Here is a 23,669-nt window from a genome sequence, read left to right as displayed (position 1 = left end):
GCATCTCAGCCCGGCTCCTCCGGCTCCGGCCCGCGGGTGGCATCCAGTCCGGCGCCGGCGCCGGGAGGCGGCCCGACCTTGACCGGCGCGCCGGTCCGGGCGGACTCGTAGATCGCCTCCATGAGAACCTGATCCTGCAGCCCCTCCTCACCGGGGGTGCGGGGCTGCAGATTCTCCTGGACGCACCGCGCGAAATGATCCAGCTCCAGGGCAAACTGGTTCCTGGGACTGAGGACTTTCTCGTCCCGGGCGGCGTTCTTGCCATCGCGGTGTCCGATGGTCAGGCGCTGGCCCTGGTAGGCGAAGGCGTTCTGGAGATCGATAGAGGCGGTCCCGGTGTGCAGGGTCAGGCTCCGCGCCTCGTAGACACCGTAGCTCGACAGGCACTGCGCGATCACGCCGGACGGGAAGTGCAGCGTGAAGCTCACCGTCTCCTCGACCTCGCGGTACTTGGGATCGTCCGGCGGCGAATGAATCTGGGCTTGGATCAGGATGGGCTCCTCGCCCAGGATCGCGCGGGTCGTGTTCAGGCAGTAGAGCCCGATATCCGGCAGAGAGCCGCCGCCCGCCAGCGCCTTCCGCAGGCGCCACTGCTCTGGCAATGCCGTAGTCTGGCCGTTGAAGGCCTGGATCAGCCGGGGCCGGCCGAACTCGCCCGAGCGGGCGAGCTTGATCACGGCCCGGTTGTGAGGCTCGTACTGGCACCGGTAGGCGATCATCAGCTTGACGCCGGCCTTCGCGCAGGCGGCGATCATCTCGCGGCACTCGTCCGAGGTCACCGCCATCGGCTTCTCGCAGAGGACCTGCTTGCCTACCGCCGCGGCCGCCACGACGTTGTCCCGGTGCACGCCGTTCGGCGTGACGATGTAGACTGCCTTGACGTTCGGATTGGCCTTCAGCCGATCCCATTCGTCATAGCCGTAGACGGAATCATCCGGCAGCCCGTATTGCCGGGCCACGAGCTTCGCCTTTTCGGGGGAACCCGACATCACCGCGGCGAGGCGGGCGCGCCTGGTCTCGCCGAAGGCTGGCAGGATTTCATCGAGGCTCAGGCGTCCGAGACCGACCACGCAGTAGCCGACCCGCTGGCCCGGCGGCTGCGGCGCCGGGCTGGGGGCGGGCGGCCTGTCCCCGGAGCCGCGCCAGTTCGGGAACATCACCCGACCACCCTGCACGGCGCCGGTATCAGCCGGAACGGACGGGGCCGGCGGGGCGGCCTGCGCGCCGCCGGCCATCGCGGCGCCGGCCAGGGCGCCCCCGGTCGCGAGAAGATTGCGTCGTGAGAGCCGGGTGTCGTCCGCCATGTGCCTCGCCGTATTGCCGGATCGAAGGGTCTGCGCCCGGGGCGCCGCCGCGTGGGCCGGAAACCGCCGAGAGCGGAACCACGCCCTCAGTGAACGCGGCCCGGGTCCGGGCTGTTTCCGTCAAGGAGCGCGGCGCGCAGACGCGCCACCTCTGCCTAACCGGCGATGAGCCGACGCGCGATCACCTCAGGCTCCGTGGCTGCGAGGGTGTCGGCAAAGCCTAGGCCGAGCGTCTCATCCGCCCGCCAAGTCAAAGGCGCGCCAGGTCTCGCCGCGGCGGGACCTGAACAGCTCGACGCAATCCGGCATGATGGCTCTGGCGGACACGCGGATCTGCGGCCAGTCCAGGGACACGTCGCGGATTGTGCAGCCGAGTTCCGGCAGAAGGGCTGCAACACGCAGCCAGCCGCCGAGGCACACTTGTCGTCGGGCAGTGCGGCGCCGGTCGACCACGATCGGTTGATCCGGATGGTTTCGGATGACGGGACAACCGCCATCCATTCCGGTTGGTACGCGGCCGACCGTTTTAACCGCGCGTTTCCCTTGACTCCGGGTTCATGCGGGCGGCGGCGGGTCCGGCGCCTCGACCTCGCCGTGCCGTTGCAGTTGCAGGGCGACGAACCAGCACAAGGACGCCCAGGCCGCGCCGATGCACCAGCCGGCCAGCACGTCGCTCGGCCAGTGCACGCCGAGATAGATGCGGCTGAGGCCGACCAGCAGCGTCACGCTGACGCCGAGGGCCAGGACCAGCGCCTTGGCGCGCCGGTTGCGTTCGACCCGGGCGATCAGGGTCGCAAGGGTCAGATAAGCGATGGCCGACATGGTCGCGTGGCCGCTGGGGAAGCTCGCCGTGAACACCTCCATGCCGTGGGGCACGAGGTCCGGCCGCGGCCGGTGATAGAAGAACTTCAGCACGGTCGAAACCAGTTCGCCGCTGCCCACCGCGACCAGGACGTAGAGGCCGATGCGCCGACGGCCAGACACGCAGAGATAGCTCGCCACCGCGCAGGTCAGGAACAGCACCGTGAAGACGCTGCCGAGCCCGGTGATGTCGCGCATCGATTCCTCGAGCCAGGGCGGCCCGATCGGGTCGGCGAGATCGGCAGGGTTACGCAGGGCGAGCAAGATCCGGCGGTCGAGGGCCGCCGTAGATCCCTCACCGACCTCATGGGCGAGGTAGAAGAACCCGTAGCCGAGTATGCTCAGGCAGAGCAGGGCGACGAGGGGGCCGACCTCGTTCAGGCGCAACCGCAGCCACACCGCCAGGGCGGGCTCGATCAGCCGGTTCTGCCGCAGGTTGCCCGGCGCCCTCATGACGCGAAACCTCGATATGCGACAAAAGCCATCAGGTGTTCTCTCCGAAGGGCAGGCAGGCCGCGGCATCCCAGGGACCGCCGCGATAGCGCCAGAGAAGCGTCGCCGGCGCGATAAACCGAAATGGCGCGAACCCCGCCGACAGGTCGGCGTGCAGCGCCCTGGCCTTGTCCGGGGATACCTTGTTCTGCACCGTGACGTGAGGACGCCAGCCCTGACCATCCTGGGCCGTGAGATGTGACGCGAATTTCTGCGCGAGAAGGGCCCGGAAGCGCACCAGCGCGTCGGATTCAAGCACATAGGCGACGCCTCGGCCGGTGAAGCGGAGGCCGGTCACGGCGACCTCCGGCGGCGGAACCGTGCGGGCGAGGGCGGTGATGGTTTCGATCACGCCCCGCTCCCGGTCGCCCGGGAGATGGTGGAACAGCGTCGCGTGGGCCGGGATGTGATTCAGGACTTCGGGGAAGTACCGGCGGCGCTCGCCATCGAACCGCGCGAAGGTCGGTTCGTCGAAGGCGAGCGTCAGGATCAGGGGGGCCGCGTCGATCATCGGGCCGAAATGGCGCCCGCGGGCGCTCAGGTCCAGTACAGGACTCGCGCTGCGGGCAGGTCGCGGGCGAGGCAGGCGGTGAGATGAGCGCGCATCGCCTGCATGAGCGGCTTTGGGAAGACGTGCTTCACCGAGCCGAACTTGGTGCGCTTCTCGACGCGCTCGGCCTCGTCGAGGGGCAGGTCCGAGCCGGGATACCAGCCGCGCAGGACCGCCTTTGAGCCGGGCGTGAAGCGGTGGGTGATGAGTTCGGCGGTAAGGTCGAGGTCGGGCACGCCGGCCAGCGCATCGGCGGCGGCGCGGATCAGCCCGGCATAGGCTGCCTCCCAGTCCGGGACCGGCAGGATCGGCGCGATGGTCAGGCCGACCGGATAGCCGGCTCGGGCCGCCTCGCCCAGGGCGGCGAGCCGCGCGTCGAGGGGATCGGTGCCGCCCTCGTAATGCGCGGCCGACCGCGGGTTGACCGAGAAGCGAATGCGCGTGCGCCGGTTGTGCGGCAGGTCGAGGAGCGGTCCGATCGCGGCAAACTTGGTGGTGAAGCGCAGCTGCACCGGCGCGTTCCAGGCACCGAAATGCCGGATCGCCGCCGAGAGCGAGCCGGTGAGGTGCTCGATGCCGAGGGGATCGGTGTAGCAGGACGCCTCGAAGGTGGTCCCCTCGTTCACCCGCTCAGCGGAGGCCGAGGTCACCGCGCCGCGCCCGGCATATTCCCCGAGGTTGCCCAGGATCGCCGCGAGATTGGCGTAGGCGCGGGTCAGCGGCGGCCCCTGGAGGGAGCCCGCCAGATAGCAATACTGGCAATGGGCCGGGCAGCCCTCGGCCAGGTCGAAGCGCCAGTCGGCCGAAGGCGGAATCGGCTGCAGCCGCAGCTTGGTCGGCGGCGCGACCGTCAGGGCGAGAGTCGCCTTGGCGGCCGCATAGGCCCGGCGGGGATCCGGTTCGCGCGGGCTCGGCAGCCGGTTGGAGGACAGGCGTTCCACGGGCAGGCCCAGCGCTTCGGCACGCGCCAGCATGGCCCGCCCATGAGCATGCTCCAGGGCGGCCGGCATCACCAACACCCGGCGCGGGTGCCAAAGGCGAGTCGGGCGGACGGGCTCCGGGTGATGATGGATCTGGACGGCCGGGGCAGGCGAGGGCGGCATGCCTGACGAACGCGTGGTGAGTGGCGCCGGGTCCGGCCTAGTCGGCCGGTCGCGGTGCGGCTAAAGCACCGACATGTCTGCAGGCAGGGAGAGCGTCCATGTCGGTCGCGATGGCTGGTTATTCCTCGTCGGGGGGACCAACCGGGTCATGGACCGGTATCGCGGCGGTCTGCGGCACTGGCTGCTACTGCGCGGCTGGACGCGGCTGATCAAGAACCGCGCGCGGAGAGCCGAGGGCCTCGGCATCCGCTGCCTCCACGTGATCGTACCGGAGAAGCTGTCGGTCTACGACGACAAGACCGACGGCCTACGCTACGCGCCGGGCAAGGCCTCGACCCGGCGTCTGGCCCGGAGCCTCGCCCGGCATCCGGCCTATCTCGATCTCCTCGCCCCGCTCCGCGCCGCCCGCAACGGCCCGGCGCCGCTCTATCTTCGTACCGACACCCACTGGACGGCGCAGGGCTGCCTGCTGGCCTATCGCGAGATCATGCGGGCGCTCGGGGCGATCCCGCCCGCCGATATCGGCGCGCGTCCGGGCATCGTCTCAGACCAGATCATGGATCTCGGCGAGAAGCTGCCCGAGCGGCCGCGGGAGCGCCTGGAGCGGTTCATGCTGCTGCGCGATGCGACGCGGGTCGAGACCGGGCCGCTGCTTGCCGCCTACGAGGCAGAAGGGCGCGATCGCGAGGTGCATGTCGGCGCGCATGTCGTCTACCGGAACCCGTCACCGGCAGCCGATCCGCGCCGCCTCGTCCTGTTCGGTGATTCCTGCTCCCATTTCGACCCGTTCCTGCTGACCGGGCTGCTCGCCGAGAGCTTCAGCGAGGTTCACTTCGTCTGGTCGTCGAATCTCGACTGGGCCTATATCGAGCGCGTGCGCGCCGACATCCTGCTGTTCGAGCTGGCCGAGCGCTTCCTCGCCAAACTCCCGAAGGACGATTTCGACGTGGCCGTCGCCGGCCAGCGCGGGACCGGCGGCCGCCTCGCAAAGCTCCGGGCCGGCGGCCTCGGCGCCGTTGGTCGCGGAGCGGTGCCTCAGTAGATCGCTGGGTCCAGGCGGGCGAAATCGGTGACGCTGGCCGCCTGATACTTGGCGAAGGATTCCGGCGCGCAGGCGATGCCGATCATCAGGACGAGGAGCGTCGCGAGGCACGCGAGCGTCGCCGTGACCACGTCGGCATGGCGCCGCAGGGCATGGATCACCAGGCACCCGAACGTGAACAGGGCCGCCTCGGCGACGGGCACCAGCGCGAACGACATTACTTCACCTCCATCGATCTCCCACCGGATCGGGCAGCTGCGGCACGCGCACGGCGATCGGTGGATGCCGCCAGAGATGGCGAAGTTTGCCGCACTGCAACAGACAGGTCAGCGCAAACCAGCCTTGCGCGGAATTCGCGGTCAGGCGGGAACCGGTATGGGGCCGCGCATCCGGTGATCCTCAGGGCGTGGCCTGTGCGTCTTCACACGCGCGAGGCGAGGCCCATCTCCGTCGGATCGCTCATGGAACCGGAGACGACAATGGGCCTCCTCGTGGACGGGATCTGGCGCGACCAGTGGTACGACACTGCCGCGACAGGCGGCCGCTTCGAGCGCAAGGCTTCGGCCTTCCGCAACTGGGTCACCGCCGACGGATCACCCGGTCCCTCTGGCGAGGGCGGCTTCCTGGCCGAGGCGGGGCGCTACCATCTCTACGTATCCCTGGCCTGCCCCTGGGCGCATCGCACCCTGATCGGACGCGCCCTGAAGGGGCTGCAGAATTCGATCTCCGTCTCGGTGGTCGATCCGCATATGGGCGCGGAGGGCTGGGTCTTCCGTGACACGCCAGGTGCGACGCCCGATCCGATCCACGGCGCACGGCGCCTCTACGAGGTCTACGTGGCGGCGGATCCCGCCTACAGCGGTCGCGTCACCGTGCCGTTGCTCTGGGACCGGCAGCGCGCCACCATCGTATCGAACGAATCCGCCGAAATCCTGCGGATGCTGAACGACGCCTTCGGGGGCGCGGGACCCGACCTCTACCCGCCGGACCTGCGTGCCGAGATCGAAACTGTAAATGCCCGGGTCTACGATCGGGTGAACAACGGCGTCTACAAGGCGGGCTTCGCGACGACGCAGGAGGCCTACGCCGACGCCTTCGAGGCCCTGTTTGCGGAACTCGACGCGCTGGAGGCGCAGCTTGATCGCAGCCGCTATCTGTGCGGAGAGCGTCTGACCGAGGCCGATATCCGGCTGTTCACCACGCTGGTGCGGTTCGATGCGGTCTATGTCGGGCACTTCAAGTGCAACAAGCGCCGGATCGCCGACTATCCGAACCTCTCGAACTACCTGCGTGATCTCTACGCGCTACCCGGTGTCGCACCGACCGTCGATCTGACACACATCAAGCGGCATTATTACGAGAGTCACTCGACCATCAATCCGACCGGGATCGTGCCCATCGGACCGGATCTGAACTTCGCCGCCCCGCACGATCGCGCCCTGAGGTTTTCGGCGTAGCGCGGTTGTCGCGGATCTGGATTCTCCGCATCTCAGCGCGCGCTGCGCCCTGACAGACGGAGAGGGTTCGGTCAGCATGTTGCTGACCCATCTGCGGCCCGACTATGTGTCGTCGCCCTCGACTGCGGACGCGTCGCGCCTAGTTCGGCTCTCAACCGGAGGATGCCCGACACGCCATGACCAACAGCCTGCGCCTCGCGCTGCTCTGCGCCCTCGTCAGCCTGCCCTCCGGAGCGCACGCCCAGGCGGCCCTGCGGCTGGAAGGGTCCTGCGAGAAGCTCGTGATCGCCACGCAGGATCTGAGCAGCTCCTGCAGCAACGTCCTCACGAATGCGGTGAGCCGCAACCGCACAAGCTTCGACTTCACCACGACGGGCGGCCAGACCCTTAGCTTCAGTGGAAACGGCGCCCAGCAGGAAGCCACCGAGGAGACCGATCCGCTGCAGCCGATCAACGTCGTCACGACAGGTAACGACGGCGGCCCGATCCTCGCGATCGGAGCCTGCCGCTTCTCCACCCCCGAACCCGGCCGCACCGCGATTACCTGCGAGGCCAACGCGGCCGACGGGCGTCCCTTCGCGGGCACGTTCGTGACCGCCGCCAAAGCGGCGACCGGTGCCCCGAGTACCGCGCCGACCCGTTGAGGCCACCAGCCTTTGGACTGGTCAGATCGAAGCGGAAGCCCCATTTAAGGGGCTCCACGAAAAAGGTTCCGAAGCCAGACCGATGCTCAACGACACCCTCGCTGCGGGCGGTGCCCCGGCCGGCGACACCGGCCCCCTCATCAAGGACACGACCACCGCGAGCTTCCGTCAGGATGTTATCGCCGAGTCGATGCACCGGCCGGTTCTGGTCGATTTCTGGGCGCCCTGGTGCGGCCCGTGCAAGCAGCTCACGCCGGTTCTGGAGAAAGTGGTCCGGGAGGCGGCGGGCGCGGTCGTCTTGGCGAAGATGAACATCGACGAGCATCCCTCGATCGCGGGTCAGCTCGGCATCCAGTCAATCCCGGCGGTTATCGTCTTCCAGAAGGGACAGCCGGTCGACGGCTTCATGGGCGCGGTTCCTGAGAGCCAGATCAAGGAGTTGATCGGGCGTGTGGCCGGCCCTCAGCAGGATCCGCTCGAGGCGGCCCTCGCCGATGCCGCCGCCCTGATCGAGGAAGGTGACCTTGCCGGCGCCGCCGAGATCTATGCGGCGGTCCTGGAGCAGCAGCCCGACAACGTCACGGCGCTGGCTGGCCTCGCCAAGATGCAGCTCGACGCGGGCGAGATCGAGAACGCCAAACGCGTCCTGGCGATGGTTCCGGAGGCAAAGGCCGGCGACCCGGCCCTCGTCGGTATTCGCGCCGCCCTCGAACTCGCCGAGCAGGCCGCCGCGCTAGGCGATCTTGTCGGCTTGCAGAGGGAGGTCGAGGCCAATCCGGATGCCCATCAGGCCCGGTTCGACCTCGCGCTGGGGCTCGCGGCAAAAGGCGAACGCGGCCAGGCCGTCGATCACCTGATCGAGTTGCGCAAGCGCGACAAGGACTGGAACGAGGACGGGGCGCGCAAGCAGCTGCTGCAGTTCTTCGAGGCCTGGGGTGTGATGGATCCCGACACGATCCGCGGGCGGCGCAAGCTCTCTGCGCTTCTGTTCTCGTGAGGCGCCGGCTCACCAATCGGCCCCCCCGGGAGGCGCCATGAGCACCCATGCGAGCTACAAGGGACCTGCGGATTGCCCCGCCGTCATCCCAGTCTTCCCGCTGTCAGGCGCGCTGCTGCTGCCGCGGGGGCAGATGCCGCTGAACATCTTCGAGCCGCGCTACCTCGCCATGGTCGACGATGCCATGCGCACGGACCGGATCATCGGGATGATCCAGCCCGATCCCGAGGGTTCGAGCGGGGCGAACCCGAAGCTCTACCGCGTCGGCTGCGCGGGTCGCGTGACCCAGTATGCCGAGACCGGCGACGGCCGGTACCTGATCTCCCTCACGGGAATCACCCGGTTCCGGGTCGAGAGCGAGCTGGCCTCGGTCGGCCCCTATCGTCGCTGCCATGTCTCCTACGATGAGTTCGCGGTGGACTTCGAGCCGCGGGCGGGCGAGGAGCAAGTCGACCGTGACGGCGTCCTTAAGGCGCTGCGCGATTTCGTGGAGTCGAACGACCTCAAGGTGGACTGGGCCGGGATCGACGAGGCGCCCGACGAGGCGCTGGTCAACGCCCTGTGCATGATGAGCCCGTTCGGCGTGCGCGAGAAGCAGGCGATGCTAGAGGCTCCCGACCTGAAGACGCGGGCCGAGATCCTGATCGCGGTCACGCAGATGGAACTGGTTCGCGGCTCGGGTCCCGAGTCGCCGATGCAATAGGTTGCGCAATCGATGTCCAACGACCTCACCCCCACCGTCGAGGCGACCCGCGTCGATCCGAAGCTCTTGGAGATACTGGTTTGCCCGCTGACCAAGGGCACCCTGGAATACGACTCGGCTCGGCAGGAGCTGATCAGCCGCTCGGCGAAGCTCGCCTACCCGATCCGTGACGGAATCCCGATCATGCTTCCGGAGGAAGCTCGTCAGCTGACGGATTGAGAGCAACCCCGTCGCTTCGCTAGCTCCCATCATCGCGAGCGAAGTGGCTCTGGGCCTCGCGTGCCGTTTGGGCGTGGCATGCTGGATCGCTTCGCTCCGCCATGAACGGAGGCGGGGCTCGGAACGCTAGGGATCAACCCCACGACTGCGCTTCCGAGAACGCATTGCAGCCCGGGAACTTGGCCTCGAGACCTGCGCCTCGTTCCGGTCCCTCAGCGACAAGGGGCAGCACTGGATCCCGGCCGGCAGATCGGGAACAGCATCGCCGACATCAAGCTTGACTATTCCTGAAGCGATCGCCGCCCGTAACCTGTCTTGAACGGGAGCGGTGCGGTCATACTCTTGCCGCTTCTATCGTTCAGCGTCGAGTCATCCCCGACCGATGATTCTGACCGCACACGCCGTCCTGCGCGGCGACCGATTCGCTGAAAGATTGCCCCGAATGATCAAGCTGACCTCGGCTGCGGCCCTCGCCGCCGGCCTATCTCTTCCGATGTGCGTGCCCGCCCACGCGGCGCCGAGCGCGCATAACGGGCGCTGGTCGGTAGAGCTGGTGACGGAAAGCGGCCTGTGCAGTGCCCGCTATTCCTACGCGCTCACGATCCGGGAGGGTCAGGTTCAGCTCACCTCGGCCGCCGCAGGGGCTCGGGTCAACGGCCATGTCGGAGCCGACGGCAGCGTCGGGCTCATCGTCAGCAACGGAACGGCGAGCGGCACCGGGACCGGGCGGCTCCAGGCCGGCAGCGGCGCCGGCACTTGGAAGGTTTCGTCCCTCTGCTCCGGGCACTGGACCGCGCGGCGCAGCGACACCCGTACCGCGCAGGCCGATTGAAGCTCCTCAGGCCGCCGCAGCGAGCCAAGTGCGCGCCTCGTCGATGCGGGCGCGCTCGAACACCTTGATCTGGGTCGGCGAAACGAAGTTGAAGGTCTCGGCCAGCGCCTTCAGCCAGGGGGCGTCCGTCACCAGGGCGACATGGCTGACGCTCTTCATCATCGAGAAGCCGAAGCGCGGGTCCTTGAAGAAGGCCGCCGGCTCCATGCCCTCGAAGGCGCGGATATCCTCGAGCAGCTTGATCTTGCCGCCCTTGTCGAGGTCTGCCTTCATCGCGGTCATCGCCGCGCTCATCTCCTCGTCGGTGATCTTGCCGTCGACCACGATCTCGGCAACGTTCGAATCCGGCGTCTTGGTGTAGGTCAGCACTGATCGCTCCTTCGGGAACCGCATCCGTCCCGTGGCCGGAAACCGGCCAGGGTCCGCCGCCCGTGACCTGAGCCATACCCGATCCCGTCGCGATGCGGTATGGCTTCGAACCCTGGCTCGGGCGTACTTTCCGACGGTGAACCGGCGTCCACGTTGCCGGGAAGTCTGCGAAGTGTCCTACAAAAAGCTCTGCGGGTCGACATCGATGGCGACCCGGACGTTGCCGCGCACCTTCGGGCCCCGGGCGATCCAAGCGCGCAGATAGGCTTGGAGGTCGACATTGCGCTCGGTCTTCACGAGGAGGCGGAAGCGGTAGCGGCCACGCACCAGGGCCAGCGGCGCCTCGGCAGGCCCCAGCACCATCACGCCCTCCGGGGGCTCGGCGGCGCGGGCGAGGGCCTGCCCGTGTGCCTCTGCAACCTCGCGCTCGCTCGCCGAGACGATCAGGGCCGCGAGTCGCCCGAAGGGCGGGAGTCCAGCCGCCTCCCGGGCCTGGATCTCCTCAGCGTAGAAGCGTTCAGCATCGCCCGAGAGCAGGGCCGCGATCACCGGATGGTCCGGCTGGTAGGTCTGGACGAGGGCGCGCCCGGGCTTCTCGCCGCGGCCAGCCCGGCCGGTCACCTGCTGGAGCAGCTGAAAGGTGCGCTCCGCCGCCCGGGGATCGCCCGAAGTCAGGCCGATATCGGCGTCGAGGACGCCCACCAGGGTCAGGAACGGGAAATTGTGGCCCTTGGCCACGAGCTGCGTGCCGATCACGACGTCGCAGGCGCCGGCCGCCACCGCTTCGAGTTCCTGCCGCAGACGCTCCGCGCCACCGGGGAAGTCGCTCGACAGGACCACGATACGACGGTCCGGGAACAGCTCGGCGGCCTCCTCGGCGATGCGCTCGACGCCGGGCCCGCAGGCGGTGAGATTGTCGAAGGTACCGCACTCGGTGCAGGCTTCCGGCCTGCGCTCCGCGTAGCCACATTGGTGGCAGACCAGCGCCCGTCGGAACCGGTGCTCCACGAGCCAGGTCGAGCAGTTCTTGCACTGGTAGCGGTGGCCGCAGGCGCGGCAGAGGGTCAGTGGCGCGTAGCCCCGGCGGTTGAGGAAGAGCAGCGCCTGCTCGCCGCGCTCCAGGGTACTCTTCACGGCGTTGACCAGCGGCGGGCTCAGGAAGCGACCGCGCTCGGGCTGGTCGAGGCGCATGTCGATCGCTGCGATGTCGGGCAGGGCCCGCCCGCCGAAGCGCTCTGGGAGCAGGACGTGCCGGTAGCGCCCCCGCGCGGCATTGACGCGGGTCTCGATGGCGGGCGTGGCCGAGGTCAGCACGACCGGGCAGGCCTCCAGGCGCCCGCGCACCACCGCCATGTCGCGGGCGTGGTAGTGAACGCCGTCCTCCTGCTTGTAGGCGGTCTCGTGCTCCTCATCGACCACGATCAGGCCGAGCCGCGCGAAGGGGAGGAACAGGGCGGAGCGCGCGCCGACCACGACCAGGGCCTCGCCCTCGGCCACCGCCGCTCGCAGGCGCTCGCGCCGCTTGCCGCCAATCCCGGAATGCCACGCGGCCGGCCTGACTCCGAACCGAGCCGCGAACCGGTCGAGGAACTGCGCCGTCAGGGCGATCTCGGGCATCAGGATCAGCGCCTGACGCTCGGCGCGGATGCAGGCCGCCACCGCCTCGAAATAGACCTCGGTCTTGCCCGAGCCGGTGACGCCCTCCAGCAGAACCGGCCTGAGATCGGCTTCCTGTTCCTGCGATCCGTCCCACGGGAAGGGGGCTACCAGGGCCGCCACCGCCTCGGCCTGGGCGGGCGAGAGCGGCGCCCGCGGGAAGTCCGGGTCGGGCCGCGGCGCGACCGGCTGGGGCGCCACCGCCACGGTCTCCAGGGCGCCGTCGTCGATGAGCCCATCAACCACCGAGAGCGAGACGCCGGCCTCCTTGGCGAGTGCGCTCTTGCCGCGCAGCGCGCCGTCGGCGGCGACCGTCAGGACCTTCGTGCGGGCCGGGGTCGGCCGGGCCGGGGGCTTGTCGGTGACGCGCACGGCGACCCGGGCGGTCTCGCCGGCCGCCGCCTCGTCGGGAAGGCGCAAGACCATAGCCAGCGCTGAGCCCTTCGGCGCCAATGTGTAGCGGGCGATCCAGTCGACGAGGCTGCGCAGAGGCTCGGAGAGCGGCGGGTAGGGCAGCCGGCCGGTCACGGGCCGCAGGTTGGAGCCGCCGGCGGTCTCGGTCACGCCCCAGACGACCCCGACGATCTCGCGCGGGCCGAGGGGCACCTGGACCACATCGCCGGCGGCGAGGTCGAGCCCGGCCGGCGCCACGTAGCTGTACGGCGTATCGAGGGCGAGCGGGATCAGGATCTCGGCGACGAGGGGCATGCGGGGCTTTTCGGGCGGGTCCGTTCCGGGTCCGTACCATAGGCGCGGGAAAAGAACCCGCCGCTTCAGCGCTCCCGCAGCCCCGGCACCAGCGGCAGGGCCGCGAGGCTCAGGGCGGCCATCGCCCAGAAGGCGGAAGCCCCGAAGGACCCGTATAGCGTCCCGGACGCCAGGGTCGCGGCCACGCCGGACAGGCCGAGGCCGAGGGTCCCGTAGAGAGCCAGAGCGGTCGCCCGGAGATCAGCGGGCGCGGTCTCTTCGATCAGCTCCAGGCAGGCGAGGTGCAGGAGAGCGAAGCTCAGCCCGTGGAGGGCCTCGACGGCGGCGAGCCACGGGAGCGCCGTCGTGGAGCCTAGCACCGCCCAGCGAACCGCCCCCGCACAGGCCGCCACCCCGATGCCGGCCGCGGGGCCGATACGCCGCAGCAGCGGCGGGCCGACCAGCAGGAACACCAGAACCTCGGCGGCCACCGAAACCGACCAGAGCAGGCCGGCCATGCCCGCCGCGATCCCGGCCGAGCGCCACAGGATCATGGCGAAGCCGTCGTGCATTGCGTGCGCGCCGATCACCAGCGCGGCGGCCAGGACCGTGCGGCGGAAGCGCGGCAGCGCGATCAGGGTGGCGAAGCCGTGCCACGGTGCCTCGGCCCGGACCGCTCCGCCTGAGGCGGCGGGCAGCGCCAGAGCCGCGACGCCGGCGGCGAGAAACAGGCTGCCGCTCGCGACCAGGGCGGCGGCGAGGCCGAAGAGGCCGATCAGCCAGCCTGTAGCGGCAGTGCCGAGGATGAAAGCGGCCGAGCCCGCGCCGCGGACCCAGCCGTACTGGAATGCCGCACCGCCCCGTGCGGCTGCCAAGGCCAGCGCGTCGGCGAGCGGCGCCGGCGCCGCAGTTCCGGCCGCGTAGAGGAGGGCCGGCCCGATCAGTTGGGCCAGCCCTTCCCCGGGCAGATGCGCCAGGGCGCTTAGCCCTGCCACTGCGAGGCTCGCGGCCAGGACGGAGCGGCCGGCCCGATGGCGGTCGGCGAAGGCGCCGGCCAGGGGTCCGACCCCGAGGCGCAGAACACCCGCCGCGGCGAGCAGAACGCCGATCTCGCCCGGCGTCAGACCGCGCGCGGCCAGGAATCCCGGCAGGATCGGCGACAGGCCGCCATAGGCGCCGTAGAGCGCGGCGTACAGGACGAGGAACCGGGCGAGCGCGCTCTGCTGTCCCGCGTTGCGCACCCCTGTCCGCATCAGGGTGTTGGGGCCATAAACGTCATCGCCCCGTCAATCCGAGTCGCCGAAGGCGAACCTGTCATGATGGGAACGGTGTTCCCTGTGAGGATGATCCTGCCCCGGGGCGAAACATCCGTTCCAAACGCGACAGGCTCCCAGCCGCATGAATGGAACGTAGCACCACAGGTCGGGTCCGCGTCAGGGGCTCAGCGGATTGCGCTCAGCACGGGCGCCGGACGGCGTAGCGATAGCGCCGGCCCTGGGAATCGAGCAGTTCGCTGTCGGGGCTTTCCTGCCAGACGACCTCGTCCTCGGGACCGGTCGCGTCGGTCAAGGTCGCGCCGCGGACGATATCGAGGTTGAGGCCGAACCCGTAATTGGTGGCGGTCGCGTCAGTGATCGCGGCCGTGATGTCGGCCTCGTCGGGCAAGCAGGCGAACAGGACGCCGTCGGCGATGGCGAGGGTATAGGTTTGCACGGATGGGCTCCAAGGGGCTCGCAGAGCGTGGACCGGCACGGGAGCGCCCGAACCTAGGCATCGCGAGCCGGATGTGAACCCTTCCTCACGAATTGCTGCATTGCACCATTTCGTGAGGACAAGCCCCGCACAAGCCCCACGCGCAGGGCCTCAGTGACCCAAATGCCCGTCGAAGAACCGTGCCATCTCTCCGAATACCTCCCTGGTCTCGGGTGCGTCCGGCGTGAGCAGATACCGGGCGTGGGAGATGCCCTCGAACACCCGGAGCGGCGCGTCGATCCCTGCAGCGCGCAGCTTACGGTGTGTGCGCACCGTGTTGGACAGGAACAGGTCGCGGGTGCCGGTGATCAGGATTGTGGGCGGCAGGCTGGTGTAGTCGCCGTCGATCAGCGAGAGCTGCGGGTCCTTCAGGTCCCGACCGGCAGCGTAGAGCTTGGCGGCCGGCGTGAGGTAGCCGGAATAGCTGAGAGAACGTTGTCCAGCCATTCGTTGGTCCGGTAGCCGTCGCCCGTCTCAGTCATGTCGGACCAGGGCGTGCCGAGGCCAATGGGCGCCTGCAAAGCCAGCCCCCGGCCTTCGCCCGGAGCATCTGGGACAGGGTCATGCCGCCACCCGTACAAGTGCCGAACCGCCACGTTCTGGGGCTTCTGCCTAGTCTTCATGGCCCGCCACACCGCGGTCGCGTCGTCAATGGCAGCCGGGTAGGGGGCATCCGGCGGCATGCGGTAATCGAACACGATCAGCTGTAGCCGCCGAGTCCGGCCGTCACGATAGCCTCCAGGGTGCCGGATTCGCCGGGATTGTAGACGTAGCCGCCCCCTCGGATGTGCAGGAGCGACCGGTTGCGGTTGGCCTCCGGCATCTGTCGCGGCTGAATCACGTTAGACTTCACGCCGCCGATCACCGCCGCCTCGCTGGTGAAGCCGAACTTCTCACGCAGGGCGGGGAGGTGGCGCCCCCCGCGGCGGCCAGCCGGTCGACCAGCGCCTTCCAAGCCGCGGCGTCCGGCGGGTTCGCGCTCCAGGCCGGCACACGGTAGGGCGCCGCCACCGCCGAGCGGAATTCCGGGCTGGTCGTGCCGGGCACCGGAACGACCTTGGCCGGCAGCGTCCGCGGCCTCGGGGGCGTTGGCCGCCTGCATCTCGGCGTCCAACTGCGCGAAGCGGGGCACGGCCCTCTCCGCGGGCCGGCCTGCCCGAAGGCGGCCTGGGTGCCGCAGGCGATCATCAGCAGAGCGGACAGGCTCAGGCGCATCTCGGCTCCTCCTGCGGAAGCCCATTCCGCGCCTCGTCTCGGCGGGTGCCGGCTGCACTCGTCCGAAACCTATTGGACCCGGCGGGCCGCGACAGCGGGCCAGGTTACGATCGCGGCCGCGCCTTCACGGGCCGTGCCGCGGGAGCGCGGCCGGCGTCCCCGGCTCGACCACCAGGGTCGCCGGCACGCTGCCATCGCCGGCGAGCGCCTCGGCGATCGCCTCCGGCGCGATCGGATCCTCCGCCGCGTCGGCGACGCCCGCGGGTTCCGGCGTGATCCGGGCGGTCTCCCGGCGCGGTCCGGTTTCGGCCGCGGCGGCATGCTCCTCGGCGACGCCGGCCACTGCATCCGGGGCGATCAGCCCGATGGCGGCCGCGTGCTCGGCCATGGCGACGCTGTCGGCGGCGAGCACGAGGCTCGATCCGGCCCGGGCCACGGCACCGGCGAGGCGGACGATCTCCTCGACCCGGGCGGAGCCGCGGGACACGTTGCGGATATAGACAGCCAGCACCCGCCCGGGATTCTCCTCGACGATCTGCGCGTAGACTTCTGGGTCATGCTGGCCGCTATCGCCGATCAGCACGAAGGGCAGGTCGCGATAGAGGGCGAGCATGTGCTTGATCAGCGCCTGCTTGTGGTCGGTGGCCCGCCGCGGCAGCGGATGGGTCCAGGACAGGCCCCATTCCCGCAGGAACAGCACCGGCCCCGCCGGGATGCCGTGGCGCTGGAAGAATTCCGATAGCATCTCGTAGAGACCCCAGGGGGCGCGGGAGACGTAGAGCATCGGGTTGCCCTCGTCGCCGCCGGCGCCCGCATGGAGGGCGCGATACAGGGCCGCGACGCCCGGGAAGGCGACACGGCTCTCGGCATCCTCCACGAACAGGCGCCAGAGCATCTTCAGCTTGTTGGCGACGCCGGTGCGCATGACGGTGTCGTCGATGTCGCTGACCACGACGCAGCGGCAGCGATCGGGCGGGATGAACACCGCGCCCTCGGCGGGGATCGGCGGTTCGGCGTCGAGGAGGAGATCGACCGCGTGCCAGTCGCCGGACTCGGCCGGGGGGGTGCGCGGATGCAGGTGCACGCGGAAATAGCCGTCCTGATCTGTCTCGACCCGGACGGCGTCGTCGCCAAACCGGGCAGTCACGGCCGCTCCGGCGACTGTCCGCCGGGCGATGCGGCGGCGTAGGTCGCGCCACTGCGCCCGTAGGGATTCGGGATCCTCGCCAGGGATCCCCGGCGATTGCCGGAAGACCCGGCCGATCAGGAACAGCTCGTCCCGGGACCCGTAGCCTCGATAGGGCTCGACCACGAGTCCGCCCCGGCCCTTGCCGCCATGCCCCTGCGCGCGACGGACCGGCCGGGTGAGGACCCGCAGCGCCTTGATGGCGCCCCTCCGCACGCGCAAGGTCATGGGATCAGACGCCGCTCGGACGCTCAGGCCTGCGGCAGCTCAGGGCTCAGTCCCATCGCATCGAGGCCTTCCTCCAAGAGATCCCCGGCATCGGGGCTGCCAAGCAGCTCCCGCACTGCGCCCTCGCCGGCAGCCTCCCGCTCGCGGGCGAAACGTACCGCCTCGCTCCATTCCTCCGGCTCCATGTCGCCGCGCCCGACATAGAGGAGGGCGAGCAGCTCGGCCCGGGAATCGTCGTCGAGGCCAGCAATGACGCTGCGGACCTCGGATTCGGTGGCATCGTCGGTGCCGGAGATCAGGACATCGGTGGCACCGTCGTCGATCGGGTTCGAGCCCGAATCCGGGTCGGTGTTACCCTCCTTCACCTCGATGGCGCGCAGCCGCATGACGATGTCGGTGACGGTTTCGACGGCGATATCCATACGCTGATCTCCGGACGCTGACAGGGTCGGGCAAGCGGGGCCCTCAAGCCGCGACAACGGACGAGCGGGCGCCGGGTTCGCCTCTTCCCCTTCGAAGCCCGCTTGCGTGGTCCGCGCCACTTCCCGCCTGAACGACCCTGGGATAGAGGCTGCGAGACTAATTCGATCACCGGATCAACCTCGGCGATAGACGTGATTTCTATAAAGATTTTCAAGACGTCCCTCTCCGATACCATCATCTCGTGTGCACGCGACGTAAAGTCCCGGTGTTCGGCCGGGCGGCGACGGCACGTCCTGGCCCTCGCGGGGCTCTGCGCGCTGTCCGGTTCCACGCTGCTCGGGCCAGTGTCCGCCAAAGCCCGATCTGCGAGCTACGAGGGCAGCGCGCCGAGCTGCTTCCTGACCGGCGGCGGCGCCCTCGAGATCTGCCGCGAAGGTTCGGAGGCCGAGGGCGTCCTGATCGCGCCGGCCCCCTGCGCCTTCGTGCGCGGCGTGCAGATCCTGCGGCTTGCCCGCTCCGAGTCACCCGGTCCGCTCCAGGCCGTGTTCCAGGGCCAGACCCCCGTGGCCTCGCGGCGGGACGAGCCCTGTCCGGAGCGGCGCGCCACGGACAGCAGGGACGGCGGTGCCCTGCGCACGGGCCGGACCTTCGAGGCCCTGGCCACGACGCTGCCGCCATCGGCCGACCGGTTCTGGGTCGATCTGCCGGAAGAGCGTGCGCGGACCCGCGGCTGGTCGGAGCCAACGCCGTCCGCCGAGGGCATAGGCCCGCGCGACCCGATCGCCGTGACGGGCCGGACGTGGGCCGGCGAGGCCTACAGCTACGTCTTCCTGCTCGGGCAGGAGCGCGTCGGCGTCACGGCCGGCGACGAGGCCGACACCGAGCGCCGCGGCCGGCGTCGGCGGGCGGAGCGAGACGAGCCTGCGACCGGTCCGGCCGACGTCCGGCGCCGCGTCCAGATTCAGGCGCGCACCCTCGATTTCCAGACGTTCGAGATCCGGACCCGCACCGCCGACGGCTACGGGCTGGCCTGGACGCCGTTCGAGGCCGGCGCGGGTCGCGGGCGCCGCAGCGACCCGCCCGTCCCCGCCGCGGTGGTCGACGAGGCGGGCAAGCCGGTCACGTCGGCCTGCACGGCGCCGGCCTTCGAGACCCACGGACTCGCCGGCTCGATCAGCGTCGTCGACCGCACCTATCACTACATCTACACCGACGTGCTGCCCGAGGATTGCGGCCTCGCCCCCGAGAAGCGCCGCACCGGGCTGTTCCTGCGCACCGCGCAGGACCTGTCGGGGCCGAAGGTCTGGTCGACAGCGCGCAAGCTCGCCGGGCCGCTGCCGCCCGGGACCCTCGTCCGGGTGGCGCGGGCCAAGGGTATGCCGCGCTGGGCGGTCTCCTACACGTGCCAGCGCCCCGCCAACGCTCCGGGCGGTCCGGTGGCGGACATCTGCCTCCAGTACACGGCCGATCTGAGCCTCGACGGGATCGGCGCCCTCAAGCTCTATGCCGATCCGGTGGAAGCAGGCCGCTCCTCCGCCTATCTCGGGCTGCGCTCGGGAGGCAACGGCAGCGGCCGGTACGACCGGAGCGCGCATTTCTGGATGACGGATGCGGAGGGCAACCTCGACACTCCCGCGATCTACCCGAACAAGGCCGGGTTCCTGACGTGGCTCGACCGGCTCGCCCCGGCCGCTTCAGGCCGCGAAACGTCGAGCCTCTATGGAAGGCCCGTCTACTGGGCGACGTGGACGGTGCGCCCGATCGGCGCGCAATAAGTCGCGGGAGACGCTATATGGGCGGCCGACAAGCCGCGCGCGGCGTGCCTGACGGACCCGATGGAAACCCATATCGACCTGTGGTTCGCCGCGAGCATCGTGGCGATCTCGTTGCTTCTCTCAGCGTTCTTCGCTGGCGCGGAGACCGCGTTCACGGCCGCCTCGCGGGCCCGGATGCACGCCCTCGAACAGGCGGGGGATCCCCGGGCCGCGATCGTCAACCGTATCCTGGCGATTCGCGAGCGCTTCATCGGCGCGATGCTGATCGGCTACAACATCGTGGCGATCGGCGCCTCGGCCTTCACCACGAGCGTGCTCACCGCGCTGTTCGGCAAGAGTGGCGTGATCTATGCCACGGTCGGCATGTCGGTGCTGGTCATCGTCTTCGCTGAGGTCCTGCCGAAGACGCTCGCCATCTCCAAGCCCGACAAGGCGGCACTGCTCACCGCACGGCCGGTGGCCTTCGCGGTAGCGCTGATGGGCCCGCTAGCTATCGCCATCGAGCATTTGGTGCGGCTGATGCTGAAGCCGTTTGGCATCACGATCGGCGAGCACCAGTCGATCCTCACCGCAGCTGAGGAGCTGCGTGGGCAGGTGGCGCTGATGCACCGGGAAGGCGGCGTTGCCAAGGCCGAGCGCGATATGCTGGGCGGCCTGCTCGACCTGTCGGACCTGTCGGTCTCCGACGTCATGGTCCACCGCACCAAGATGCGGGCGATCGACGCCGACCAGCCCTCCGAAGACATTGTCCGCGCCGTTCTGTCCTCGCCCTACACGCGGATGCCCCTCTGGCGCGGCACGCCGGAGAACATCGTCGGCGTCCTCCATGCCAAGGATCTTCTACGGGCGCTCGACGCCGCGGGCGGCGACGCGTCCGGCCTCAAGGTCGAGGCGCTGGCCCTGGAGACCTGGTTCGTGCCGGGCACGACGTCGCTGCGCGCGCAGCTCAAGGCCTTCCTGACCAAGAAGACCCACTTCGCCCTCGTGGTCGACGAGTACGGCGAGGTCATGGGCCTCGTCACCCTGGAGGATATCCTGGAGGAGATCGTCGGCGACATCGCCGACGAGCACGACGTCACGGTCTCGGGCGTTCGGCCCCAGGGGGACGGATCGGTGAATGTCGACGGCGGCGTGCCGATCCGCGACCTGAACCGGGCGATGGACTGGAACCTGCCCGACGAGGAGGCGACCACGATCGCCGGCTTGGTGATCCACGAGGCCCGGACCATCCCCGATCAGGGGACGGCCTTCAACTTCCACGGCTTTCGCTTCCAAGTGCTGCGGAAGGCGAAGAATCGGATCACGACGCTGCGGATCACGCCGCTGACCTCGGCCGGGCTTCAGGCCCCCGCCCAGCCGGAGTCCCAGCGCGACGCGGTATGAGGGCAGCCGTTCCCCGGTGAGCGAGGTGATTGCGCTCAGCGCGGAGGTCTATTGGGGCAGCCGGCGTCTTGACGCGAATTGCCATGCCCGGGCCTGTCTTTCCGCGGCCGCGCAGCGGAGCCCGGAATCCGGGTCCGCCGACGTGCCAAGCTCTGCAATGACAGTGGTTTTGGATTCCGGGCTCGCCTGCTGCGCCCTGGAAGGGCGCCGTTTCACGCCCTCTCCACGACGCGCGGGGCCGATGACCCTCACCCCGGCATCGCTTGCAGACCCTCGGCGCGGATCCAGTCGCGGGTACGGTCCAGAGCCCGGCCAAGCCGGTCGAACAGGGCGTCGATCTCGTCGGGCGCAATGATCAGCGGCGGGCATACGGCGACGCGGTCACCGGCAAGCGCCCGCACGATCAGCCCTTCGGCCTGTGCGAAGGCGACGCAGCGGGCGGCGACCCCCTTCTTCGGGTCGTATTGCCGCTTCGTGGCCTTGTCGGCGACGATCTCCAGGCCGCCGATCAGCCCGATCCCTCCGGCCTCGCCCACGATGTCATGCCCGGCGAGGGCCGAGAGCCGACGCTGGAAATGCGGCGCCTTCTCGGCCGCACCCTCGATCACTCGATCGCGCCGATAGATCTCGATCGCTTTCAGCGCCACCGCGGCGGCGACCGGATGGCCGGAATAGGTGGTGCCGTGACCGAAGGTACCGATCTTCTCGCTCTGGCCCACCAGCGCGTCGTAGAGCGGCGCGTCGATACTGACGCCGCCGAGCGGCATGTAGGCCGAGGTGAGCGCCTTGGCGAAGGAGATGGAGTCCGGCCGGGCACCGAGCGCCTCGCTTCCGAACCATGTGCCGAGCCGGCCGAAGCCGCAGATCACCTCATCGGCGATGAAGCGGACATCGTACTTCGCCAGCACGGCCTGGATTGCTGAAAAATAGCCCCGCGGCGGCACGATCGCGCCGCCCGCACCCATCACCGGCTCGGCGATGAAGGCCGCCACCGTCTCCGGGCCCTCGCGCAGGATCGTCTCCTCCAACTCGGCAGCGAGTCGGGCTGAGTAGGCTTCCTCACTCTCCCCGGGCTCCGCGCCCCGGTAATGGTGGGCTGCAGAGACGTGCAGGAAGCCCGGTAGCGGCAGGTCCCAGTCGGCGTGATTCGCCGCAAGCCCGGTCATAGAGGCGCTGGCTACCGTCACGCCGTGATAGCCCTTCTGACGGGCGATGATTTTCTTCTTCTTCGGTCGGCCCAGGGCGTTGTTATAGTACCAAGTCAGCTTGACCTGCGTGTCGTTGGCCTCCGAACCCGACGAGGTAAAGAAGATCTTCGAGGTCGGGACCGGCATCAGCTCCTTGAGCGTCTCGGCAAGTTCGATGCCCGGATCGTGGCTGCGGCCGGAGAACAGGTGCGTGAAGGGCAGGCGCGCCAGTTGCACCTGCGCCGCCTCCACGAGTTCGGCGTTCGAGTAGCCGAGAGCCGTGCACCACAGGCCCGACATGCCCTCGATGTAGGGACGCCCCTCGGTGTCGAAGACGTGCACGCCCTCGCCGCGCTCCAGGACCAGCGGGCCCGTCTGTCGGTGCATCGACAAGTTGGTGTAGGGATGGAGGAGGGTTTCGACGTCGCGGGTCGCGAGGTTCGAGAGCATGGTTCGCAAGGTCCTCGTGCGAGGGTCACCGTCGCCACACTACCGACCCGATGCCCCGGCAGGTAGCCCGAAGGATCCGCGGCCGGCCGTTGCCGGACGCATGCCGGAAGCGACTGCCTCTCGCGACGCACAAACCATGCTCAATCCCGAAGCCTTCGTCGCGCAGCCCGCCCCCGGCCGCGCCTGCGGTGCCTGCACGCTCTGCTGCAAGGTCTACGACGTGCCCGCCGTCGAGAGCGTGGCGGGCCAATGGTGCCGCCACACCCGGGCCGGCCAGGGCTGCGCCATCCATGCCACGCGGCCCGATCATTGCCGGGCATTCCACTGCCTCTGGATGACCGAGGGTTGGCTCGGGCCGGAATGGAAACCCGATCGTGCCAAGATGGTGCTGAGTCTCGACCCGATCACCCGCAACATGAACGTGCAGGTCGATCCCGGACAGGCGGGCACATGGCGGCGCGAACCCTATTACGGGCAGCTCAAGCGCTGGGCCGTGGCCTCGGTGCCGCTGCGGCGGCACGTGCTGGTCCACGTCAACAAGAGTACCACCGTCATCCTGCCGGACCGCGATGTCAGTCTCGGAGTCGTGGGCGCCGACGAACGCATCGTCACAACCGACCGCATGACGCCCCAAGGCCCGAGCTTCGACGTCCGGAAAGTCCCGGCCTGAACCGATCGCTCGTAGGGTCCCGACAGCGCTCAGAACCCCTCGCCGACCCGGCTCAGCGCTCCATCCCGGAACTTCTCTGCATAACCGGCGTCTCCACGACGCGGAACGTCAGCTGGAACAGGATCAGCCCCGTCTGATCGGCGACCTCGATCCGCCAATCCTCACCCAGGGCGAGGCGCTGAGCATCCCACTTCAGGATTTCACCGGCGCGCCGGACGGTCTCCAGTTAAGCGGATTGCCAGTCCGGCAGATCGGTGCCCGCCGCGTCCGAGATCGTGGATCCGTCGTGGACGTTGAGCTGATAGCGCTCCATCCACAGATCCCGGTCGGGTCCAGGCGGGGGATGCGGTTACCCCCCACGCGCGGCCGTGCCGAGGATCGTTGCCGCGAGTGTCACCCGCTGACGTGACCCGTGGGCGCTTGGCCATATACCGGGATAGACATTCGGCCGGCTTCGCAGTCGCAATGCCGCGAGGGGTGAGCC

General features: G+C 69.4%; 26 protein-coding genes. 10 read left to right on the top strand and 16 right to left on the bottom strand.

Annotated elements, in window-relative coordinates:
* Window positions 1-5: 5 nt before the first annotated feature.
* The 5 genes from CIW48_RS10620 to CIW48_RS10600 all read right to left on the bottom strand — a co-directional run bounded on the left by CIW48_RS10620 (window position 6) and on the right by CIW48_RS10600 (window position 4,310).
* Window positions 6-1,304, bottom strand: coding sequence for a Gfo/Idh/MocA family oxidoreductase (locus CIW48_RS10620; protein ID WP_149310756.1), 1,299 nt, complete (start codon window positions 1,302-1,304; stop codon window positions 6-8).
* A 234-nt stretch (window positions 1,305-1,538) separates the two neighbouring features.
* Window positions 1,539-1,757 (bottom strand): hypothetical protein, encoded by a 219-nt coding sequence (locus CIW48_RS33900; RefSeq protein ID WP_246695193.1) that lies wholly within the window; start codon window positions 1,755-1,757, stop codon window positions 1,539-1,541.
* Window positions 1,758-1,859: 102 nt separating this feature from the next.
* The gene (locus tag CIW48_RS10610; RefSeq protein ID WP_149310755.1) at window positions 1,860-2,618 is read right to left on the bottom strand and encodes a phosphatase PAP2 family protein; all 759 of its coding nucleotides are present in this window, start codon (window positions 2,616-2,618) and stop codon (window positions 1,860-1,862) included.
* A 31-nt stretch (window positions 2,619-2,649) separates the two neighbouring features.
* Window positions 2,650-3,168, bottom strand: a complete 519-nt coding sequence (locus CIW48_RS10605) for a 2'-5' RNA ligase family protein (RefSeq protein WP_149310754.1) — start codon at window positions 3,166-3,168, stop codon at window positions 2,650-2,652.
* Between the two features lie 26 nt (window positions 3,169-3,194).
* On the bottom strand, window positions 3,195-4,310 hold the full coding sequence (locus CIW48_RS10600) for a radical SAM protein (protein WP_348645125.1): 1,116 nt from the start codon (window positions 4,308-4,310) through the stop codon (window positions 3,195-3,197).
* A gap of 73 nt (window positions 4,311-4,383) precedes the next feature.
* On the opposite strand from CIW48_RS10600, the gene CIW48_RS10595 reads away from it, so the two are divergent.
* Window positions 4,384-5,352 (top strand): hypothetical protein, encoded by a 969-nt coding sequence (locus CIW48_RS10595; RefSeq protein ID WP_149310753.1) that lies wholly within the window; start codon window positions 4,384-4,386, stop codon window positions 5,350-5,352.
* Here the strand turns inward: CIW48_RS10595 and CIW48_RS10590 are convergent.
* Window positions 5,346-5,570 carry a hypothetical protein gene (locus CIW48_RS10590; RefSeq protein ID WP_149310752.1) on the bottom strand — a complete coding sequence of 75 codons (225 nt, stop codon included), beginning with the start codon at window positions 5,568-5,570 and terminating at the stop codon, window positions 5,346-5,348. The genes CIW48_RS10595 and CIW48_RS10590 overlap by 7 nt on opposite strands.
* Before the next feature lie 261 nt (window positions 5,571-5,831).
* Between CIW48_RS10590 and CIW48_RS10585 the strand changes: the two genes are divergently transcribed.
* The 6 genes from CIW48_RS10585 to CIW48_RS10560 all read left to right on the top strand — a co-directional run bounded on the left by CIW48_RS10585 (window position 5,832) and on the right by CIW48_RS10560 (window position 10,204).
* Entirely contained in the window at window positions 5,832-6,809 is a 978-nt protein-coding gene (locus CIW48_RS10585) for a glutathione S-transferase family protein (protein ID WP_149310751.1), read from the top strand.
* 176 nt (window positions 6,810-6,985) lie between these two features.
* Window positions 6,986-7,453, top strand: coding sequence for a hypothetical protein (locus CIW48_RS10580; protein ID WP_149310750.1), 468 nt, complete (start codon window positions 6,986-6,988; stop codon window positions 7,451-7,453).
* Between the two features lie 82 nt (window positions 7,454-7,535).
* Window positions 7,536-8,450: a thioredoxin gene (gene trxA, locus CIW48_RS10575; protein WP_149310749.1), complete on the top strand. Its 915-nt coding sequence runs from the start codon at window positions 7,536-7,538 to the stop codon at window positions 8,448-8,450.
* 37 nt (window positions 8,451-8,487) lie between these two features.
* On the top strand, window positions 8,488-9,153 hold the full coding sequence (locus CIW48_RS10570; protein ID WP_091780009.1) for an LON peptidase substrate-binding domain-containing protein: 666 nt from the start codon (window positions 8,488-8,490) through the stop codon (window positions 9,151-9,153).
* A 12-nt stretch (window positions 9,154-9,165) separates the two neighbouring features.
* The gene (locus CIW48_RS10565; RefSeq protein WP_149310748.1) at window positions 9,166-9,372 is read left to right on the top strand and encodes a Trm112 family protein; all 207 of its coding nucleotides are present in this window, start codon (window positions 9,166-9,168) and stop codon (window positions 9,370-9,372) included.
* 442 nt (window positions 9,373-9,814) lie between these two features.
* Entirely contained in the window at window positions 9,815-10,204 is a 390-nt protein-coding gene (locus CIW48_RS10560) for a hypothetical protein (protein WP_149310747.1), read from the top strand.
* A gap of 6 nt (window positions 10,205-10,210) precedes the next feature.
* On the opposite strand, the gene CIW48_RS10555 is transcribed toward CIW48_RS10560, so the two are convergent.
* The 9 genes from CIW48_RS10555 to CIW48_RS10525 form a co-directional block, all read right to left on the bottom strand.
* Complete coding sequence (locus CIW48_RS10555) at window positions 10,211-10,573, bottom strand: STAS/SEC14 domain-containing protein (protein ID WP_091779996.1); 363 nt, start codon at window positions 10,571-10,573, stop codon at window positions 10,211-10,213.
* Window positions 10,574-10,750: 177 nt separating this feature from the next.
* On the bottom strand, window positions 10,751-12,937 hold the full coding sequence (locus CIW48_RS10550) for a primosomal protein N' (protein ID WP_149310746.1): 2,187 nt from the start codon (window positions 12,935-12,937) through the stop codon (window positions 10,751-10,753).
* A 65-nt stretch (window positions 12,938-13,002) separates the two neighbouring features.
* Window positions 13,003-14,157: an MFS transporter gene (locus CIW48_RS10545; protein WP_246695191.1), complete on the bottom strand. Its 1,155-nt coding sequence runs from the start codon at window positions 14,155-14,157 to the stop codon at window positions 13,003-13,005.
* A gap of 214 nt (window positions 14,158-14,371) precedes the next feature.
* The gene (locus CIW48_RS10540; RefSeq protein WP_091779990.1) at window positions 14,372-14,629 is read right to left on the bottom strand and encodes a hypothetical protein; all 258 of its coding nucleotides are present in this window, start codon (window positions 14,627-14,629) and stop codon (window positions 14,372-14,374) included.
* Window positions 14,630-14,779: 150 nt separating this feature from the next.
* Window positions 14,780-15,115 (bottom strand): alpha/beta hydrolase, encoded by a 336-nt coding sequence (locus CIW48_RS33895; protein ID WP_246695190.1) that lies wholly within the window; start codon window positions 15,113-15,115, stop codon window positions 14,780-14,782.
* Window positions 15,037-15,351 carry a hypothetical protein gene (locus CIW48_RS33890; RefSeq protein ID WP_246695198.1) on the bottom strand — a complete coding sequence of 105 codons (315 nt, stop codon included), beginning with the start codon at window positions 15,349-15,351 and terminating at the stop codon, window positions 15,037-15,039. Before CIW48_RS33890 ends, CIW48_RS33895 begins: the two co-directional genes overlap by 79 nt.
* A gap of 17 nt (window positions 15,352-15,368) precedes the next feature.
* Complete coding sequence (locus CIW48_RS33885; RefSeq protein WP_246695189.1) at window positions 15,369-15,800, bottom strand: hypothetical protein; 432 nt, start codon at window positions 15,798-15,800, stop codon at window positions 15,369-15,371.
* Between the two features lie 207 nt (window positions 15,801-16,007).
* The gene (locus tag CIW48_RS10530; RefSeq protein ID WP_149310744.1) at window positions 16,008-17,297 is read right to left on the bottom strand and encodes a phosphatase domain-containing protein; all 1,290 of its coding nucleotides are present in this window, start codon (window positions 17,295-17,297) and stop codon (window positions 16,008-16,010) included.
* A gap of 23 nt (window positions 17,298-17,320) precedes the next feature.
* Window positions 17,321-17,719: a DUF3775 domain-containing protein gene (locus tag CIW48_RS10525; RefSeq protein WP_091779979.1), complete on the bottom strand. Its 399-nt coding sequence runs from the start codon at window positions 17,717-17,719 to the stop codon at window positions 17,321-17,323.
* Window positions 17,720-18,064: 345 nt separating this feature from the next.
* Between CIW48_RS10525 and CIW48_RS10520 the strand changes: the two genes are divergently transcribed.
* The gene (locus CIW48_RS10520; RefSeq protein ID WP_246695188.1) at window positions 18,065-19,495 is read left to right on the top strand and encodes a hypothetical protein; all 1,431 of its coding nucleotides are present in this window, start codon (window positions 18,065-18,067) and stop codon (window positions 19,493-19,495) included.
* A 60-nt stretch (window positions 19,496-19,555) separates the two neighbouring features.
* Window positions 19,556-20,878, top strand: a complete 1,323-nt coding sequence (locus CIW48_RS10515) for an HlyC/CorC family transporter (protein WP_149310742.1) — start codon at window positions 19,556-19,558, stop codon at window positions 20,876-20,878.
* Window positions 20,879-21,126: 248 nt separating this feature from the next.
* On the opposite strand, the gene CIW48_RS10510 is transcribed toward CIW48_RS10515, so the two are convergent.
* Complete coding sequence (locus tag CIW48_RS10510) at window positions 21,127-22,515, bottom strand: aminotransferase (protein WP_149310741.1); 1,389 nt, start codon at window positions 22,513-22,515, stop codon at window positions 21,127-21,129.
* 136 nt (window positions 22,516-22,651) lie between these two features.
* Here CIW48_RS10510 and CIW48_RS10505 point away from each other — a divergent pair, with 136 nt between their 5' ends.
* Window positions 22,652-23,185 (top strand): hypothetical protein, encoded by a 534-nt coding sequence (locus tag CIW48_RS10505; RefSeq protein ID WP_149310740.1) that lies wholly within the window; start codon window positions 22,652-22,654, stop codon window positions 23,183-23,185.
* Window positions 23,186-23,669 lie beyond the last annotated feature (484 nt).

Origin of the sequence: Methylobacterium sp. P1-11 (assembly GCF_008329595.1) — a bacterium.
GTDB lineage: Bacteria > Pseudomonadota > Alphaproteobacteria > Rhizobiales > Beijerinckiaceae > Methylobacterium.
Note: the sequence above shows the minus strand (reverse complement) of the source record. Positions and strands in the feature narration are given on the sequence as shown.